Origin of the sequence: Coprococcus intestinalis, from assembly GCF_023656595.1 — a bacterium.
GTDB classification, from domain to species: domain Bacteria; phylum Bacillota; class Clostridia; order Lachnospirales; family Lachnospiraceae; genus Coprococcus_A; species Coprococcus_A intestinihominis.
Window position 1 is genome coordinate 110,859 of sequence record NZ_JAMOKJ010000001.1, and the last position, 17,240, is coordinate 128,098.

Annotated in this window: 14 protein-coding genes; all 14 read right to left on the reverse strand. The window is 42.6% G+C overall.

Annotation, left to right across the window (positions count from 1 at the left end; genetic code table 11):
* Window positions 1-23: 23 nt before the first annotated feature.
* The gene (locus tag NBH03_RS00490; protein ID WP_250795601.1) at window positions 24-4,388 is read right to left on the reverse strand and encodes a protein kinase domain-containing protein; all 4,365 of its coding nucleotides are present in this window, start codon (window positions 4,386-4,388) and stop codon (window positions 24-26) included.
* Between the two features lie 16 nt (window positions 4,389-4,404).
* On the reverse strand, window positions 4,405-6,003 hold the full coding sequence (locus NBH03_RS00495; protein ID WP_250795612.1) for a hypothetical protein: 1,599 nt from the start codon (window positions 6,001-6,003) through the stop codon (window positions 4,405-4,407).
* Between the two features lie 90 nt (window positions 6,004-6,093).
* Complete coding sequence (locus NBH03_RS00500; protein WP_250795618.1) at window positions 6,094-6,678, reverse strand: protein phosphatase 2C domain-containing protein; 585 nt, start codon at window positions 6,676-6,678, stop codon at window positions 6,094-6,096.
* Between the two features lie 203 nt (window positions 6,679-6,881).
* Window positions 6,882-7,313: a hypothetical protein gene (locus tag NBH03_RS00505; RefSeq protein ID WP_250795623.1), complete on the reverse strand. Its 432-nt coding sequence runs from the start codon at window positions 7,311-7,313 to the stop codon at window positions 6,882-6,884.
* 236 nt (window positions 7,314-7,549) lie between these two features.
* A complete protein-coding gene (locus NBH03_RS00510) occupies window positions 7,550-8,353 on the reverse strand; it encodes a Cof-type HAD-IIB family hydrolase (RefSeq protein ID WP_250795628.1) in 804 nt (267 codons plus the stop codon).
* Between the two features lie 114 nt (window positions 8,354-8,467).
* The gene (locus NBH03_RS00515; RefSeq protein ID WP_117539857.1) at window positions 8,468-9,154 is read right to left on the reverse strand and encodes a YjjG family noncanonical pyrimidine nucleotidase; all 687 of its coding nucleotides are present in this window, start codon (window positions 9,152-9,154) and stop codon (window positions 8,468-8,470) included.
* A gap of 77 nt (window positions 9,155-9,231) precedes the next feature.
* Entirely contained in the window at window positions 9,232-9,411 is a 180-nt protein-coding gene (locus NBH03_RS00520; protein WP_015513555.1) for a hypothetical protein, read from the reverse strand.
* Entirely contained in the window at window positions 9,389-9,676 is a 288-nt protein-coding gene (locus tag NBH03_RS00525) for a BrnT family toxin (RefSeq protein ID WP_330371313.1), read from the reverse strand. The genes NBH03_RS00520 and NBH03_RS00525 overlap by 23 nt, the downstream gene beginning before the upstream one ends.
* Window positions 9,677-9,924: 248 nt before the next feature.
* Complete coding sequence (locus tag NBH03_RS00530) at window positions 9,925-11,628, reverse strand: L-lactate permease (protein WP_250795635.1); 1,704 nt, start codon at window positions 11,626-11,628, stop codon at window positions 9,925-9,927.
* A 27-nt stretch (window positions 11,629-11,655) separates the two neighbouring features.
* Window positions 11,656-12,783 (reverse strand): 2-hydroxyacyl-CoA dehydratase subunit D, encoded by a 1,128-nt coding sequence (locus NBH03_RS00535; RefSeq protein WP_250795638.1) that lies wholly within the window; start codon window positions 12,781-12,783, stop codon window positions 11,656-11,658.
* 20 nt (window positions 12,784-12,803) lie between these two features.
* Window positions 12,804-14,063, reverse strand: coding sequence for a 2-hydroxyacyl-CoA dehydratase subunit D (locus tag NBH03_RS00540; protein WP_215631458.1), 1,260 nt, complete (start codon window positions 14,061-14,063; stop codon window positions 12,804-12,806).
* Between the two features lie 31 nt (window positions 14,064-14,094).
* The gene (locus tag NBH03_RS00545; RefSeq protein ID WP_117539851.1) at window positions 14,095-14,880 is read right to left on the reverse strand and encodes an acyl-CoA dehydratase activase; all 786 of its coding nucleotides are present in this window, start codon (window positions 14,878-14,880) and stop codon (window positions 14,095-14,097) included.
* Window positions 14,881-14,911: 31 nt separating this feature from the next.
* A complete protein-coding gene (locus NBH03_RS00550; protein ID WP_215689643.1) occupies window positions 14,912-15,394 on the reverse strand; it encodes a VOC family protein in 483 nt (160 codons plus the stop codon).
* Between the two features lie 46 nt (window positions 15,395-15,440).
* The gene (locus NBH03_RS00555; protein WP_227083105.1) at window positions 15,441-17,012 is read right to left on the reverse strand and encodes an acyl CoA:acetate/3-ketoacid CoA transferase; all 1,572 of its coding nucleotides are present in this window, start codon (window positions 17,010-17,012) and stop codon (window positions 15,441-15,443) included.
* Window positions 17,013-17,240 lie beyond the last annotated feature (228 nt).

Sequence of the window (17,240 nt, forward strand, 5' to 3'; positions counted from 1 at the left end):
GGACCGATTTCAGCAGATACTTTTTACTCTTTCTGTGCTTTTTTATATAAATCTGCAAATGTATACAGCGGATGTTCCGCATAACCGTCACTGTTAAACTGGTAAACCATCTCTTCATCCGGCAGCCGATAGCCAAAGGCCACATCTGCATAAGGATAAATCTGATGGCTTTCATCCACGAAATAAATATGACAATTCTGTTTGCTCATCCCCTCATCCTGTCGAATGTTCTCTGTAACCCATATTTCCTTCAATGTGAAATAACTGCCGGAGATATCAGCTGTTAACTGCATGGCATGATTTCTCATGCTGACTGCATAACTCGAAACAACCTGATGCTTATCCAAATCATACAGCCAGATGCACTCTGAATCTGCCCCTAACAGGAACTGAGCATTTTCAAAAAAACTGAGCTGCAGATTCTTGGCATTTTCAATGTCAACAACTTGTTTCTGTTTCAAATGCGCTGTTTCAATAAGATAACACTCCGCATTGCCATCATAAACAGCCACCTGTGATCCATCACTGTTTTCCGCTAAAAATGCATTCTCCGGATTTGATGTTGGCTCAGACTGCCAGGTTGTATCAGCATCTATCTGCTGATTTTGCACATCATAACTCAATAATTGCAGATAATCTTTCTTCACACCCAGCAATAAGATCTTCCTGCCATCCGGACTCATGGACATACTTAAGATTTTCTCACATTCATTCTCATCAAATGATAACAGTTCCACGGTTCCTTTTTCAAAATCTACCCAATAAAGCTGACCGTCACGATTCAAAGTCATAGCATGACATAGATCCTGCACAGGCATTATGTCCGTCATCCATAACCATCCTGAGGCATCCACCCCCTCCTGTCCATCCAGAGCATAGGAGAACTGTTCGCTTTCCTCATCCAGGGATAACACCTTGATTTTTCCTGTTGTTTCATCATTTCGGTCATTTGCCAACTCCAGCACACACAGAAATGTTCCGGTATCATTTTCTGTGAGTTTTGCCATCTTAATGGTATTGCCATCCTCACATTCATAATGCAGCAGCAATTCATCTGAATGAAGCGGGTACACTTCAACCGCATGTCTGACGATCGTACCTTCTTCCCTGCTGGTATCATTCAGCCACATCAATCGATAGGCCTCTCCTGATGACAGCCGCATTTCTTCCATACTGCCAGTAGCGTCCACAAACCTGTCATCTGAAGAATCACTTGAAAACGAATGCTGTACCATCTCCCCGTCTTTTGATAAACCGCAAAGAACAATTCCTTCTTCTGTATACATCATCAACTTCTTATCTAATGTATAGGAAAAGCCATCCAATTCATTGTCTACTTCATAGGCTTTTCGTTTTCCGATTGTTTCACCGGTTGTCACCTGCATCACTTTGCCATCATATAAAGCAACGAAAATAGAATCTTCGGAATCTGTCCTGCTCTGAATCGATACAATATCCGACTGAAAAGCAAGGACATCTTCTGCCTTTCCTGTCTCTGCATCGATAAAATAAAGATTGCTTCGCATCCAACCAAGAAGTGCTGTCTTTGTTTCTGTATTTCCGTTTTCATCCGTCACATTTCTATGAATCACCTTCAGGCCCATGGTATCCGTATCAAAAGCCAAGTCTGTCATAACTGCATCTGCCGTCGTTTTCTCATTCTCAGTCTCTGCGTCTCCCTGATTTGTGATATCATAAACTTCTATCGCATACTGTCGTTTTTCACGGCTCCATGGGTCACTGGATGCAAAATATTCCTGTTGGATCTGATAAGACATGCACGCCACATGGCTGTTATCCGTCCATACCACTTTGCCAATCGGAACATTGGCAATTGTTTGCTGCTGCTTACTCTCTATATCATATACAATAAGTCTTTTTTCCGTTCCAATTGCAATTTTACTTCCGTCTTCACAAATCGACACATCTGTAAACTGATACTCTTTATTATCTGTTTCTGCCAAAATGCATTCAACCTGAGCCCCTTTTTCAATATCGTACACATAGAGCTTAAGCTTTGAAGCTTCATAAACCAAATAGCGCTCATTGCAGGAGACAGCCGCTGTTCGGTAGCTGATAATAGGTTCTTCCAACGGAAAACCTGAGATAATACTTCTGCTGTCCGCATCAATGACAAGGGCATAGGCATGCACATCCTTCACAACACTGTCTTTTCCAATAAACACAATGGCACGATGTGTATCTAATGCCTCAACAAATTGAATACCATCCTCAGTTTCTATCGTTTCATCCACAAAAGACTGAATAGCCGCTGTATCCAACGTCCATATCATCTTCTCTTCCTTTGCAGAAAAGACTTCCAACTCTCCCTCCTGATTAATGGCATAACTGTATTCGCCGCCGTTCTTTGAAAAAGCCACCTGTGAAAAATCCCCGCTTACCTTCTGAAGTGGCGAGTAATGCATACGATATCCGGACTCAAAGCTATCCAGTGCCGTATTCAATGTGTATAGTTGTTCAGGTATCACATAATTTTCTGTATCCCCTGCCTCGGCATTCATCTGCAGTGCAGAATCAATGGCGGCCTCTTTATCTCCTCTGTCATACTGATCCATAGCCTGCACACACAGATTTTGTGCTTTATTCCTTCTGGCGATGTTTTCCTGCAATGCAATCTGATAAGACTGATAAAGCGCATAAACTGTGAAAACAGCTGCCACTGACAGGCATACCGTCGCCATTGTGATTCTTTTTCTGAGTTTATATTTTCGGTAACGCTGCACAAGTCCGTCATAAGGCACTGAAAGAATCGGTGCTGCAATTCTCAAAAAGCCATCCTTCTTCAGCTTCTTCAGAATTTCTTTCTCAGAAGCGCCCCGGATATCCGCTGCCAACGGAAAATTACGATCCCTGCCGCCCACTTTAACAACTGCATACTCCGATACCGCTGCTATTCCTGCCACTTCTGATGTTCCAGACACATTTGATGCTTCTGCCGCTTTTGATGACTCCGAGATTTCCGACTGTTTCGGATTTTGTACAGCCAAAATTGTGAGTACATCTGAAGGTTTATGGGTTTTCAGAAAAAATTTCACTTCTTTTGACTGCCAGATATCATCACCTGACGAATCCTGACCGATAATAATCAGATATCGGCTGGCTTTCAGGGCATCCATCACCTGTTTGTCTGCCTGATAATCCGCAGACAACTCCGTTTCATCAAGAAAAACCCGCTGAATCCGCTTCAGTCCCGGCGTCCGAAAATGCTCCAACAATTTCTGCAAAGTAACGGCCACATGTTTATGTAAAATATTATCCGACCGGTACAAAATATAAGCATCGTATTTCATTCCGGCAATCTGGGAATGATAAGGCCGAAGTGCATTCAACGCGGCAGATACATCCTTTAACATTTCCTCGGCCGTATGATAACGCTTCTTCGAATCTGTTTCCAGTGCCTTTTCCAGAATATGCTGTATGATTTCTTCCGCATGGGGCGGGCACTTCATATCCTGAATATTTTTTCTGGTAAGATAATGCCCATCATAAGACTTTCGCACATCCTCCAGCATGCGTGTCGAATAACGCCGTCCTGTCAGCAGATATAAAAGCAGATAGCCTATGCTGTACAAATCCGCTTCCGGTCCCAATCTGAAATCCGGTGTTTCACCTGTCATGATTCCTACAATCTCCGGTGCCCGATAGCCCTCTGATGAGAAAATCGGCTGATCACCCACAGGGGCACACAGTCCATCTGCCAGTCTCTTTCTGGCTGAGCCGAAATCCAGCAGAAAACAGGTCAGACTTTCATCCGTCGGCTGTCCGGTCACAAAAATATTGCCCTCCTGCAGATCCAAATGCAGATAACCAGCCAGATGCACTTCTCTCACAGCAAATAACGTTTCCTGAATGACTCTAAAAATCATCTCCATCGTATATCTGCCGTTCTTTTGATACCAGGAAGCAATGGATTCTCCTTTATTTTCCATGGAAGCCATCACTGTAAAGGCATTATTCACATAATGAAAATGCTGTCCTTTGTCAAAGGAAATTTCCACGCTGCTGGCAATTCGCTGAATCGGTATCAATCGAATGGCCTCTGAATCATAAATTTCCGATGTCATCTGTCCTTCATTCAGCTGCATGGATGCCACACAGCGCAGATAATTGGCGGCAGCCTCCGATTCATTCTCCGGCACAATTTCCCCCGACTGCATTCTCAAAAAATTAAATTGTCTGGATATGGGATAACATTCTTTTAGGGCAAAGCGCAGGCTGTTCTCCTTCACATAATTTTCACCCTGCCTGACAACTTTTCCTGCAGAATAAATTAATCCGGAACCACCTTCGCCGATCATGCCCAAAATTTCATAACATTCGCCGCCAGGAAAACGGATAAAGGTTTTTTCTTTCAAATAGTCTCGCATACCTCTATAAACCTCGTTATGCTTTTGTTACAGAGACTGAAAACTGACACATCGCAGCATATATCTCATAAGGAGACTCACCAAAATAGAAAATATCCTCGTTTTCACTTTCAAGTCCATTCATACACAAACTGATCAAAAATGAACGTTCCAGAATATGCGGAATGTAGAATGCCGGCAAAAAAGCCTTCTCCAGCACATCATTGGCCAGCTCCATAAAACTCCATACTCTGTCGCTGAGGGCCTCCGGCTCTCCGGTTTCACGCTGATATAAGGTGTAAGCCACCCATAGCATAAACAGCATATCTGCCTTTGTCACATTTGCTTTTCCTGACAATAATAGCGGCAGTCGGCTTGTGATCACCGTAATGTTCACCTCACCGTTGGCATCCACAGACAGATATCTGGCCAGTCGTTCCGGATGATTCTTATAAAGCTTTCCGGACAATTCATTCAGACATTTCTGGATTTCCTTGATGAAAGCCTCACCCACCATCTGATTCAGCTGCCACAAACTTCCTTCACTGTATACACCTTTTAAATCTGAAACAATATTCCGTTCAACGTTATCCCAGGCATCCTCTTCCAGTGACTCCTCATCATCCCAGTCATCATCTGAAGCATTTTGGCCATTTTCACGCTGTATCTCAAGCTTTTGCTGTCTTTCTTCCGTGTCTGCATAGACAAACGCTGTCAGTCTCTTAAAAATCTCACATGCTGTTTTTCCCGGCAAATCCAGAAATGGTGCCTTCTCCTTCATCCAATCAATAAACTTCAGGTCCACATTATCCAGATGTTTTTCTGCATCAACGATTTCAATATTTTCGGATTTCCACTTTTCTACCAGTCCAAACAAAGAGTTGTCCTGATTCCGTCCGGCACCTTCTTCATCTCCAGGCAGCATGCCTTCTGTAAAATGTTCCGGCTTTTCTTCTATTGTTCCTTGAGCAACATCCTTTGCTGCCTCAGCGTAAAGGGCCTCTAACTCTAAAAAGTCCTGATAACATTTGCTTCTGAAACAGCAGTAGGCATGGATAACATCCGCTGACTTCGTAAAATCAAAACCATCATTTTCCAGTACACGGGTCAAAAAGAAATCCGTCAACGTATAGCTCATATCCAATCCATGCGCAATCTTGAAACCATCCTCTTTGGAAATCATTTTTTTCTTCTTTTTGTGCCACAAAAATGCTGTCCTGAATACACCTCTCCATTCCGCTTTCTTGTCACCGGAATGACTGGCCGCAATTTCCGATAAAATATCGATATACTGATCTCTCTCATCCTCTTCCAGGTTCTGGGCATATTCCTTCGAAACCGGCTGAAACCCGAATTTCTTCCGGCCACCTTCTCTCTGGTATGTAAAAGCAGGAAACTCTCTGGTGTAAGTTTCATCATCCAGCAAATCCTTATCCAGACAATAGGATGCCAGCCAGCACATCAAAAAATATCTCGGTGCACATATAAATTCATCGGCGATTTCCTGAAGCTTCGCACCCCATTGTTCCATAGAAGCGTCTTCCGGCATATTCTGAAGCTTGATCACACCGTCATCTTCATGATGTTTGGCATAATCCTCAAAATTATCCATAATCATATCTGTATACAAAGGCATTTTTCTCTCTCCTTTACCGTTTATTCGATAAAATCTATTATCTCATAAACACCGCCTGTTGTACACAATTTCTGCATGCTTCTGCCTCTGTCAACAGGCTTTTATCGACAAAAGCAGCGGATTCTCACCTTCTTCTATTTTATCCTCACTGACGGACATCGCCCATCGCTCCTGACGTCCTTCCAGTATATACAACTCATGATAAGCTGACCAAACACCTCTTTTCAGTCCGACGGCAGAAACAGCTCCATCCATTGTCAATTGCGGGAGCTTCCTGATTCTTTTTTCAGATAGCAACAGACTGCCTATATGTCCTTGATCTGTTTTTCCCAAAACAGCACCATCGCCAAAATTAAAACAGATAAATTTGTTTTTTCCCGGCCATATCACGACCCCTTCAAAGCTGCACTCATATTCCTTTATTTCTTTTCCATCCTTTAAGGCCTGCTGATATAATCTTTTGCGAATCAACCTCAGCAAATCACACTTCACTTCGTCCAGATAAGCCTCCTCACTATGCACGCCAGCTCCTTTTTTCAAATAATCCGATATAACTTCCAGGGTCAGTCTGGCTCCTTTTCGTCCCCATCTTGTTCTTTTTCTCCCCCAGGCTGCACCGACAAAAATACTGTCTTCTTCATACTTAATTTTTATTACTTTACTTCCTTTTCTCATTGTTGACTCCTTTCAATCTGCCAGTGAATGGCTCTGCATTTTAACCATTCACTGACCTTCTAATAAGAGTATAACAATCTTCAGACTTCTATCAGTTCCCGTACCTCTGTTTTAATGCCTCTAACTTTTCTCTCATCCGACTTCCTGATTCTATGTCCTGTCCAATTTGCTTCCCTGCCTAATTTGCTGTCTCGTTGAAATAGTTACAGAAATGCCTTCAATTCATCCGCGAAATACTCCTCGGCCTTCACCAGATCCCCGGCAATATTTTTGCTCTCTCTGTCCGCCTCCGGGTTTTCATTCAAAACTTCCATGATGGACTGAATGCCCATGTTGCAGCCGTTGGTCATAATCTTTGCAATCTGACTGCTGTCATCCCGGATCAACATCTTCATTTCCGTTGTAAGCCAGGCAAATGTTTCCGCCGCCGCTCCCGGCTTCTTTCCTTTTTCTCCATAGCATGTCAGCGCCTTTGCTGTCCGTGCTGCAATTTCCTTGTGCTTGCGTTCTGCCGCCATAATCACCTGCTCCAGCTTTTCATTTTCCACATACTCCAAAACCTGCTGCATGCTGTGAATGGCCATCTTGCACCCTGAGCTGCATTCATTTAAAATGTGCAATGTCTGTTCTTCCATATTCCATACCTCATTTCTCCTTAAAATAATGACTGCTCACAAGAGCAGCGTATACATTTTCCGGTACGCAATGTATCTCCATGCTGCGAAAAATCTCACCGGACCTCCTGCAGCACGAAAAATAGAGCATCCAAAAGTGTTATATTCAAATAACATCTTTCTGAATGCTCTATTAGTATGCGCATATTTTATATAATTATCTGTTCTGACCAAAAATCAATCCTAAAGATAAGCCATTACAAAATGTATTGCTCAATGGCCTTCGCTGCACCATCAATATGATTGGAATAAGCGACTATGTCGGCTTTCTTCTTCAATTCCGGCACTGCATTGCCCATGGCGATTTTCAATCCTGCCGCTTCAAACATCGGCAGATCATTGGCACTGTCACCAATACAGGCAATTTCCTCTTTAGCAATGCCAAGCCTTGATGCCAATGCATTTAATGCGGTTCCCTTAGAAGTGTTCTTCGCAAATATCTCCACATATTTGCTGCCAAATGCTGATGAAAACTCCGGATAGCCTTCAAGTATCTCCGCAACCTTTCTTCGGGTTCTGCCGGAGAAAAAATAAACCTGTACTTCTTCTATATCATAATGAATCTTTTCGACAAAGGCTTCCATATCATTGACTCTGCGGATGCCATCCACATCTCTGCCATAGACAATACGCCCTGCCACTTCCATCAATGGTCCTTCCATCACATAACGATGCTGTATATGTGTCATCCGGACCACATTCAACCCTTCACATTCCCTCAGAAACTGTACCACTCGTTCACGTTTCATCAGCATCCGGAAAAGGGTCTTTTTCTCTTCCAGATCTACAACTTGTGCACCATTAGAAGTGATCGTGTATCGGTACAAACCTTTCTCCTGCGTCATCTGATATGGCAGACACGTCAATGGACGTCCTGACGTCGGCACGATGATGATGCCTGCATCTGCAGCCTTACGTATTGTACGGATTGTCTCCTCTGTCATCCGGCTGCGCCCGTTCAGGCAAGTACCATCCATATCTAATGCAAGTAAACGAATCATCTGTCAGTTCCTTTCTTTACTCAATCTTATCCACTCCATCATACTACCATTTTCATCTTTATTTCGCAAGCCTTTTAAATCTTATTCTCTATGCCGTAGAACATCAACGCAAAACTAAATTTTTTCCAATAAGTCTTCAATCGCTGAAAGCTCATTAACCTCGTAATCCGGCTGAATTTCTGAAGTATTCTGACTCTGATGAGGATTATACCAGATGGTCCGGATGCCGGCGTTTTTGCCGCCCTGTATGTCTGAGGTAAGGCTGTCACCAATAATAACGGTGTTCTCTCTGTGAAAGTTCGATATTCTTGAAAAGCAATAGTCAAAATAGGCTTTACCCGGTTTATCGTAACCGATTTCTTCTGATATAAATATATCTTTAAAGTAAGGGCGCATCCCGGCACTTTTGATGCGTCCTTTTTGTACACTGAGAGTTCCATTTGTAACCATATAAAGATGATATTTTTCAGATAGGTGCTTCAGAAGTTCCTCGGCACCTTCTACATAATAGTGACCAATGGCAAGATAGGCTTCATAAACTTTTGCAGCTTCTGCCGGGTCACCTTCTATATGATACTCCCGGAACAGATTCACATAGCGCTGCACTTTCACCTGAGATCTTGTAATCTTTCCCTGCTCCAGCAAATGCCACTGGGCCAGATTCAACTCGCTATAACGCTTTAACATTCTCTCATCCGGCGTCACGCCCATTTCCCGCAGGGTTCGTTCCACCGCTATTTTCTCTGCTTTATTGAAGTCCAACAATGTATTATCCAAGTCAAACAAAACTGTATCGACCACGCTTTTATCCTCCGCTTTACCGTTGAAAATAGCAGTTCGAAACTCGAACTGCTATTTTGATTATAATTATCTTTTTATCAAGCATTTTTCTTTCTATTCCGCTGAATCACACTGCTTTTAAAAGCCTTATACATTGCAGGCGATAATTCGGGTGCATCTTCATCTGGTTCTATGGGATATTTTTTTGCTTCCATCACTTCTCGAATTTGTTCCTTTGATGGCTTTTGTCCTTTGTTAATAATGAATGTTTTGGTCATAATATAACCTCCTTTCAGATTCCGTAGCTAATCTGGCTGAAATTAATCGGATATTATCCTTTCTCTCTGTAAATACAACAAATAATACATCTCCGACACAACCAATCGCTATATATCGGTCTTCTTCTATACTATGTTCAAAATCATACATTTCTATATAATTTTCATCTTCAAATACGTATGCTGCTGTTTCAAATGATATCTTATGTTTTCTTTTGTTAATTTGATTCTTTTCCTCATCCCATTCAAACTTCAAGAAAATCACATCCCACTTTTTCTTTTAGTATATCATAAAACCATTCTTATTAAAAGCAAACTGCCGCATTATTAAACATAAAAAGCCGCATCCCTGCTTCATCCCATTAAAGCAACGGATACGACTTTTTATGTTTTAATAATGTGGTGGTTTGCAGGTATCACCTGCAGAAAACATATATCGAGGAAGTATATGACCTGGTACATCGTTTTCGCAATAACGATGTACCAGTAAATTAACTAAAGGGAATTGCGCACTTAGTGAAGTGCTGCTGCCGGGTCGATACCAGCCATGATCATGCCGCCGAGGATTAAAATCGTCAGAACAGCATAAATCAGACAAGGAACAATGTTGGAACGGATCAGACGTCCTTCAGTTCCTACTGTACCACAGGTTGCACATGCTGAAACGATATTGTTGACACAAACCATGTTGCCCATGGCACCGCCCATAACCTGCATAGCTACAATTAACATAGCCGGCAGTCCAAGACGAACCGCTGCTGCAAACTGCAGTGTTGAGAATAATGTATTTGATACAGTTGCTGAACCTGAGATAAAGGCACCGATAACACCAATGAGTGGTGATACAACAATGTAAGCCTTACCAAACAGATCGGCCATACCATTTGCCATAACGATCAGCATACTGTCCATACCACTGTGATTGAACTGTGCACCGGAGTTTCTGAAAAGCTGTACCATAGCGATACCAAACATCAGAGCGATAGCTGCGCCGCCGACCATCTGTCCGGTTTCTTTCCATGCTGCTTTCACCTGCTCTGCTTTCATCTTATGAAGAGGAATGATCAGCAGTGCAACAAGGATGAATGGCAAAACACCAGGATTCCATGCCCATTTAAAGCTCCAGTTAACTTCTACGCCAAAAATATGTACAAGGGAGATTGCAAATGGCGCTTCTGAAACATTCAGAATACCTTTAATACCCAGCTGTGGAATACGTGTTACAACAAGGATGATAGCGATCAGTCCGTATGGAACCCATGCCATTACCGGTGAAATCTTACTTTCCACAACTTTATTTTCAGTTTCTGTCTGTTCTGTTTCTTCTGCTGTTGCAGATTTCCATGTTGCATCCCATTCGGAACGCGCCGGGAATTCAAATTTTGACTTTGGAACAAGAATACCCTTTCGAGCTGTCACAATACAGATGACCAATGCGATCAGCGCACCGATCAGTGATGGGAATTCCGGTCCAAGGAACATCGCACAGATGATATATGGCACACAGAAAGCCACTGCTGACATCAGAATATATGGAATACATTCCAGTGCCGGTTTGATGGATTTTGTCTTGCCAAACATTTTACACATCATGCACATTGCTACAAAAATGATGATTGGACAAATGATTGCACTTGGAATAGCAACCCATTTTGTCAATCCAAGTTTCCAAGCCTCGCCATTGGCGATACCTGATTCTGCTACTTCTCCGCTGACCATATTAAATGCAGTAGCGGCCGGCGTACCGACAGCACCAAAAGGGACAGGTGTGCTATTCAGTACAAGTGCCACCATGGCGGCACATAAAGGAGGAAAACCGACACTGATCAGCAGAGGGGCAGCCAGTGCTGCAGGTGTACCAAAACCTGCGGCACCTTCTATGAATGCGCCAAACATAAAGCCGATAATAATCAACTGAATGCGTGGGTCATCGCTGATGTTGGTGAACATATGGTTGATAACATCCATACCCCCGGAATGTTTCAACGTGTTCATGATTAAAATTGCACCCAAAATAATGACGATTGTATCAATAGATGTAAGGAATCCGGATACGGTGTGTGCTGCAATTGTAATAAAATCCATCTGCCATCCGAAGAAGCATACAACGGCTGTAATGAGCCACGCCAGAGGCAGAGCGATTTTTGCAGGCCAGTTAAAACCGGCCATGACAATAATCGTAACAATAATTGGAATAAAGGCTATGATCGCAAACATACTGTAAACCCCTCTCTGTTTTTGTTATTACAGAATTTCTGCGAAAGTCTGAATACGTGTTTTAACCTGTTCAAATGCTGTAGATTCCTGATCTACCTCGATATACAGGTTTTTCACTCCTGCTGCCTCGAATTCCTGAAGAAGGATCGGATAATCAAATTCTTCCGGATCACAGAATTTCATCATGCATACAACAACAGCGTCTGCGCCGTATTTCTTAACTGCATCAATGATCATCTGACCCTTTGGTTTATTGGCATCTGTTGCCAGTGAACATCCATCAAATTCATTCCAAGCTCTTGCCAGTGCCATCAGTGCATCGTCATCATCAGGAACATCCTGACGGAAGTTACGTGTTTCCTGAGCAAGATCATCTGCTACAATAGCAAAACCATTTTCCTGGAAGATATCAAGCACATCATATGGCTCAACCTGAATACCTGTAACGATAATCTTCTTGCCCTTGAATTCAGGAGCCGGTTCAGCTTTCAGAGCTGCGATCAGTTCTTTAACAAGTGCTGTATGACGGGATTTCTCCATGAACCAACGTGCTTTGATAACTGCATGTCTGTCGGATGGTGTAACAACTGCTGCATATTCTGCTGCTACATCAGAGAATTCACGGCAAACTGCTCTGTTTTCATTGTAAACTGCAATACTGTTTTTGATTGCTTTATTAGAAATATGAACATCAAGGATGTCTTCCAGTTTCTCTTTAACAATATTGAACTCTTCACGAGCAAATACATTCGCTGCATCCTTTGCGATCTTACGGTTCTGAGGATGTGTAAATACGATAGCAGGTACCGGACGGTTCCATTTCTGGCTCATACATTTTAATGTATCACATGGTACAGAGAAGATGACTGCTTCCAGGTCATCATAAACGCCTTCTAACTGTAATTCCATGACAGACTGCATAATGGAGCATGCAAATGGAGGCAGATAAGTACGTGCTTTTGAAATCTGTTTCTTCTGTGCACCCCACATACCGATTGGCAGATAGCCTGCTGCATGTACGATTTCTTCTGGACAGTATACAGGCATGATACCTACTGCACCTTTACCGGTTTCTTTTTTATAGTCATCCATTGCTTTTCTAGGATTGTCAGCAATTGCTTTAAACTCATTAATGATCTCTTTCGCTGTTCTCATCTTATATATTCCTCCTCTGATTACTGATTTTCGTCCATCATCTCTGTTAATGCCTGAACACGTGTCTCATACTGAGCTGGTGTGAAGACACGAGGATCTGTCTGGTCACCGTCGAAGCTGACATATGGTACACCCAGTTTTGCATTGACATATTCTGCGCCTTCATTATTTAACAGCCCCATCAGTTTACAGCTTCTGTTCAGATGGAGAACGATACCGTCACTCTTGGAGTTCTTAACAACTTTGTAGAATTCTTCGTATCTGTTAGGACCGCATGTATTGATATAAACATTTGTATAAGCTTCAGCCATGGATTCAAGATCACCTGGTGTGTAAACGAGGCTCCAGAGGCCTGGGTAAGCAGAACCTGTCATAACAGCGCCCTGATTCTTTAAGCCCTTGAATGTTGCACCAAGGTAAGTCCATACAGCGATACCTTCCCATGTAACACGATGCTTTTCGTTTTCCGGTGCACCGAATGCGTACTGACCGGCAGCATCCTTTGCTTCCAATTCATCAGCAAATTTGTGGAATGTAATTTCAGCATAATCTCTTGCTCTTGCGCAAACGATCAGTGCCATGTAGTTGAACAGGTCGAAACCATTCAGTGGAGATGGTTTACGCTGTGCGTATGTTGCTACTTTGTTCCACCAGAATACAGAACGCTGTACCTGTTCCTGAACTGCGAAGAATTTATCATAATCAAATGCTCTACCTGTGATTTCTTCCAGCTGTTTGATGGCTGCTCTGTACTGATCTGCAATGTACTCTTTGTTATGACGGGATACAGGCATTGTATGGTTGAAAGGAACATCGATGATGATACATGGAATGTTCAGTTCCTTTGCAAGGTTTTCATACCATTTTAACAGTGTATTACAGATGTTGTTGCATGTGATAACCAGGTCCGGAAGAGGAACATAAGCTGCTTTGGAGTTTGCCAGTTTTTCAGGTTTCTGACCTGTTAATGCTTCCTGTTTCAGCAGTTCCATATAACCGAGGTTTGTACGTGCATATGAGCAGATATCAATGTTGTAGCCTTTTTCATCTGCTACTTCAAGAAGATCCATAGATGCTTTTCTTGCGCCTGCACCTGCTGCATGTGTTTCAGGATAAACCATAGCGATATCCATAGCTACACAGAATTCTGGAGGAGCTACAGAAGCTGACCAACAGACAAGCTTACCGTTCTTTTTAGCCTCCCATGCTTCTTCATCGAGTTTTGCCTGATAATATGCCAAACATTCTTTTGCGCTGGCTTCCATTGCATTAAATTCCATAAATTTTTACCTTCCTTCCATTAAATTGGGTTTATTTATTCGCTTTCATTAATTCTTCGTATGCCATCAGTGCCGCTCCGAGAGCTCCTGTGATCTGAGGGTGCGGTGCAACAATAATACTCTGCTTTAACTCTTTCTCAATTGCGTCTACAACGCCTGCATTTTGTGCAACACCACCGCACATAACCACATCGTTTTTAACCCCTATACGGTATGCTAAAGAACACGCCTTACTGGCTACAGACTGATGAACACCTGCGACAATACTTTCTCTCGGCAGTCCCTTGGACAGCTGGGAAATAACTTCAGATTCAGCAAATACCGTACATGTACTGCTGACCTGTGCCCATTCCTTTGCCTGGAAATGAACTTTGCCCATCTGATCTAACGGAACTTCCAAAACTCTTGACATAACATCCAAGAAACGCCCTGTACCGGCAGCGCATTTATCATTCATTACAAATTTCTGGATATTTCCCTTTGCATCCAACTGAATGGCTTTAGCGTCCTGCCCGCCGATATCAATGATGGTTCTTGCAGATGGCACAAGGTGGAAAATTCCCTTTGCATGGCAGGTAATCTCACTGAGCTGTTTGTCTGCATTTTCTACAGAAAAACGGCCATAACCTGTTGCCACTGTATAATCCATGTCTTCCTGTGTTAAATCGACATTACTGAAAACTTCTTCCAGAACACGTCCCGGACCTGAAGTTCCCGTACCTACCTGAACGACTGCTGATGCGACAACATCCGTTCCATCCTTTAAGATCACCGCTTTACTGGAAGCGGAACCAATATCAATACCTAATGTGTACACTGACATTTCCTCCTGTCATTATCGCTTATAATTATTTTTCGTTGCCCCAGCGGCTTGTGAATGTTGCATCGTAATTGATGTCACCAACCTGCTGGATCAGTTCTACAAGAATACCCTGTGTATATTTTGGACGGATAAAGTTAACAATGATATCTTCTGTACCTTCCTGAGGTTCTTTTTCAAGAAGTTCATAACCCATGGCTTTGACTTCTTCTGAAACAGCATTGATATCATCTACAAGGTAAGCTACATGAGCGATACCGCCTTTACCTTTGTTGAACTCTGTCAAAACGCCTGATAATGGAATGATAAATTCAACTGCGTCTACACCGTTGCCGTGTTTTGTGAAGATCAGATCTGCATCATAAGCTTTTACATGGCCTCTGTAATCTTCCTGAAGACCAAATGTTTTCATAAAAGCTTCTGCTTTTTCCAGTGTAGGTAAAACAATACCCCAATGATGTGTTCTGATAATGTGTTTGCCAATTCCTGTGTTTGCAAATAAGTTTTCCATGATAATAAATCCTCCCTGTTTGATATTATTTATAAAAAACTGTTTTTTACTCAATTGTCATGCCCATGACTTCATCTTTGAAGATTCTGGCATCCATTAATTTCACATTGCCATCTGCATCCCGGTCAACGATCGGTGCAAAATCCATTTCATCGAGAACCTGTGTCTGAACATCGATGCCAGGTGCTACTTCGATCAGATGAATACCATCTGCCTTCAATGCGAAGACTGCACGCTCTGTCACATAAAGGACATCTTTGCCTGCCTTTCCGGCAACTACACCTGAGAATGTGATTTCAGTTACTTTATTGACAAATTTATGTTTCTTACCTTCTTCAAGGATTGTCAGCTTGCCGTCGCCTGTCTGAATCTTCACACCATTTGTGAATGTACCACAGAAAACAGCTTTCTTGGAGTTAGAAGAAATATTTGTGAAACCGCCGCTGCCTGTGATTCTTGTTCCGAGACGGCTGACATTCACATCACCGTTGTTATCGACTTCTGCAAGACCAAGGAAGCAAAGATCCAAACCGCCGCCATCGTAAAAGTCGAACTGGTAACCTTCATCCATGTAAGCCTGTGCATTGACAGAACCACCAAATCTGAGGCCGCCGCCAGGTACACCGCCGACAGGACCACACTCAACAGTCAATGTCATTTCATCTGCTACGCCTTCTTCAGCTGCTACAGAAGATACCCATTCAGGAACACCAACACCAAGGTTAACAACAACGTTTTTCTTTAATTCCATTGCTGCACGGCGGCCGATGATCTTCTTGGCATCCAGTTTCTTTGGTTCAAGGCTGGATACAGGTACCTGTGTGTTACCTGCATAAGCCGGATCATATGTACAGTTGATACTCTGTGACTGTTTCGGATCATCTGCCGGACATTCAACAACAGCATCTACATAAATACCAGGAATCTTTACAAGCTTCGGATCAAGATGACCTGCTTTGACAACTCTTTCAACCTGAACAACGACCAAACCACCATTGTTGTGAACAGCCATTGCCTGAGATGTTGCATCCAGAGGAGCCATTTCTTTTTCTAAAGTGATGTTACCTAACTCATCAGCATATGTACCGCGGATAAAAGCCACATCCAGAGGAATTCTAGGATAGAATAACTGTTCCTGACCTTCCAGTTCGATGACCTTAACGATATCTTCTTTTGTCTTCTCACTTAAACGTCCGCCGCCGTTTCTTGGATCTGCAAATGTGCCGATACCAACGTGGCTGATGGTTCCTACTTTGTGTGCTGCATTATCTCTGAGCATCTGAGCAATGGCACCCTGTGGAACATTGTAGCCTTCGATTTTATTCTCTGAAAGCATTTCGCAGATCTTAGGAACAAAATTGAAATGTCCGCCGATAACTTTCTTGACCATGCCTTCATGGGCATAATGATCGGCGTGACTGCCATCCTTGTTGCCTGTACCGGCTACCCAGAATAATGTCAGATCCTTTGGATGTCCTGTCTCAAGAAATCTCTCCTCAGCTGCTGCATTCAAAGCTTCTGCAATACCATTTGCAACGAATCCGCTTAAAGTCACTGTGTCGCCATCTTTGATCAGATCAGCGGCCTGTCTCGCTGTTAAGACTTTAACTTTACCCATCTCGAATCCCTCCATCAAGTTTGTTAATTGTTGTCGATTTTATACATTTTTTTCTTTCTTTCGATGGGTCTATTGTAAATTTTTATCAGCTTTGAAGCAATAAAATCAATTTGTGTGTGCTTTACTCAAGTTTTGCAAATTGAATTCTAGTTGATTCAATTTTTACTTGACAATTTCATAACATGTTGGCATACTAAACTATATACAACGATTGTATGCAAGCAATGT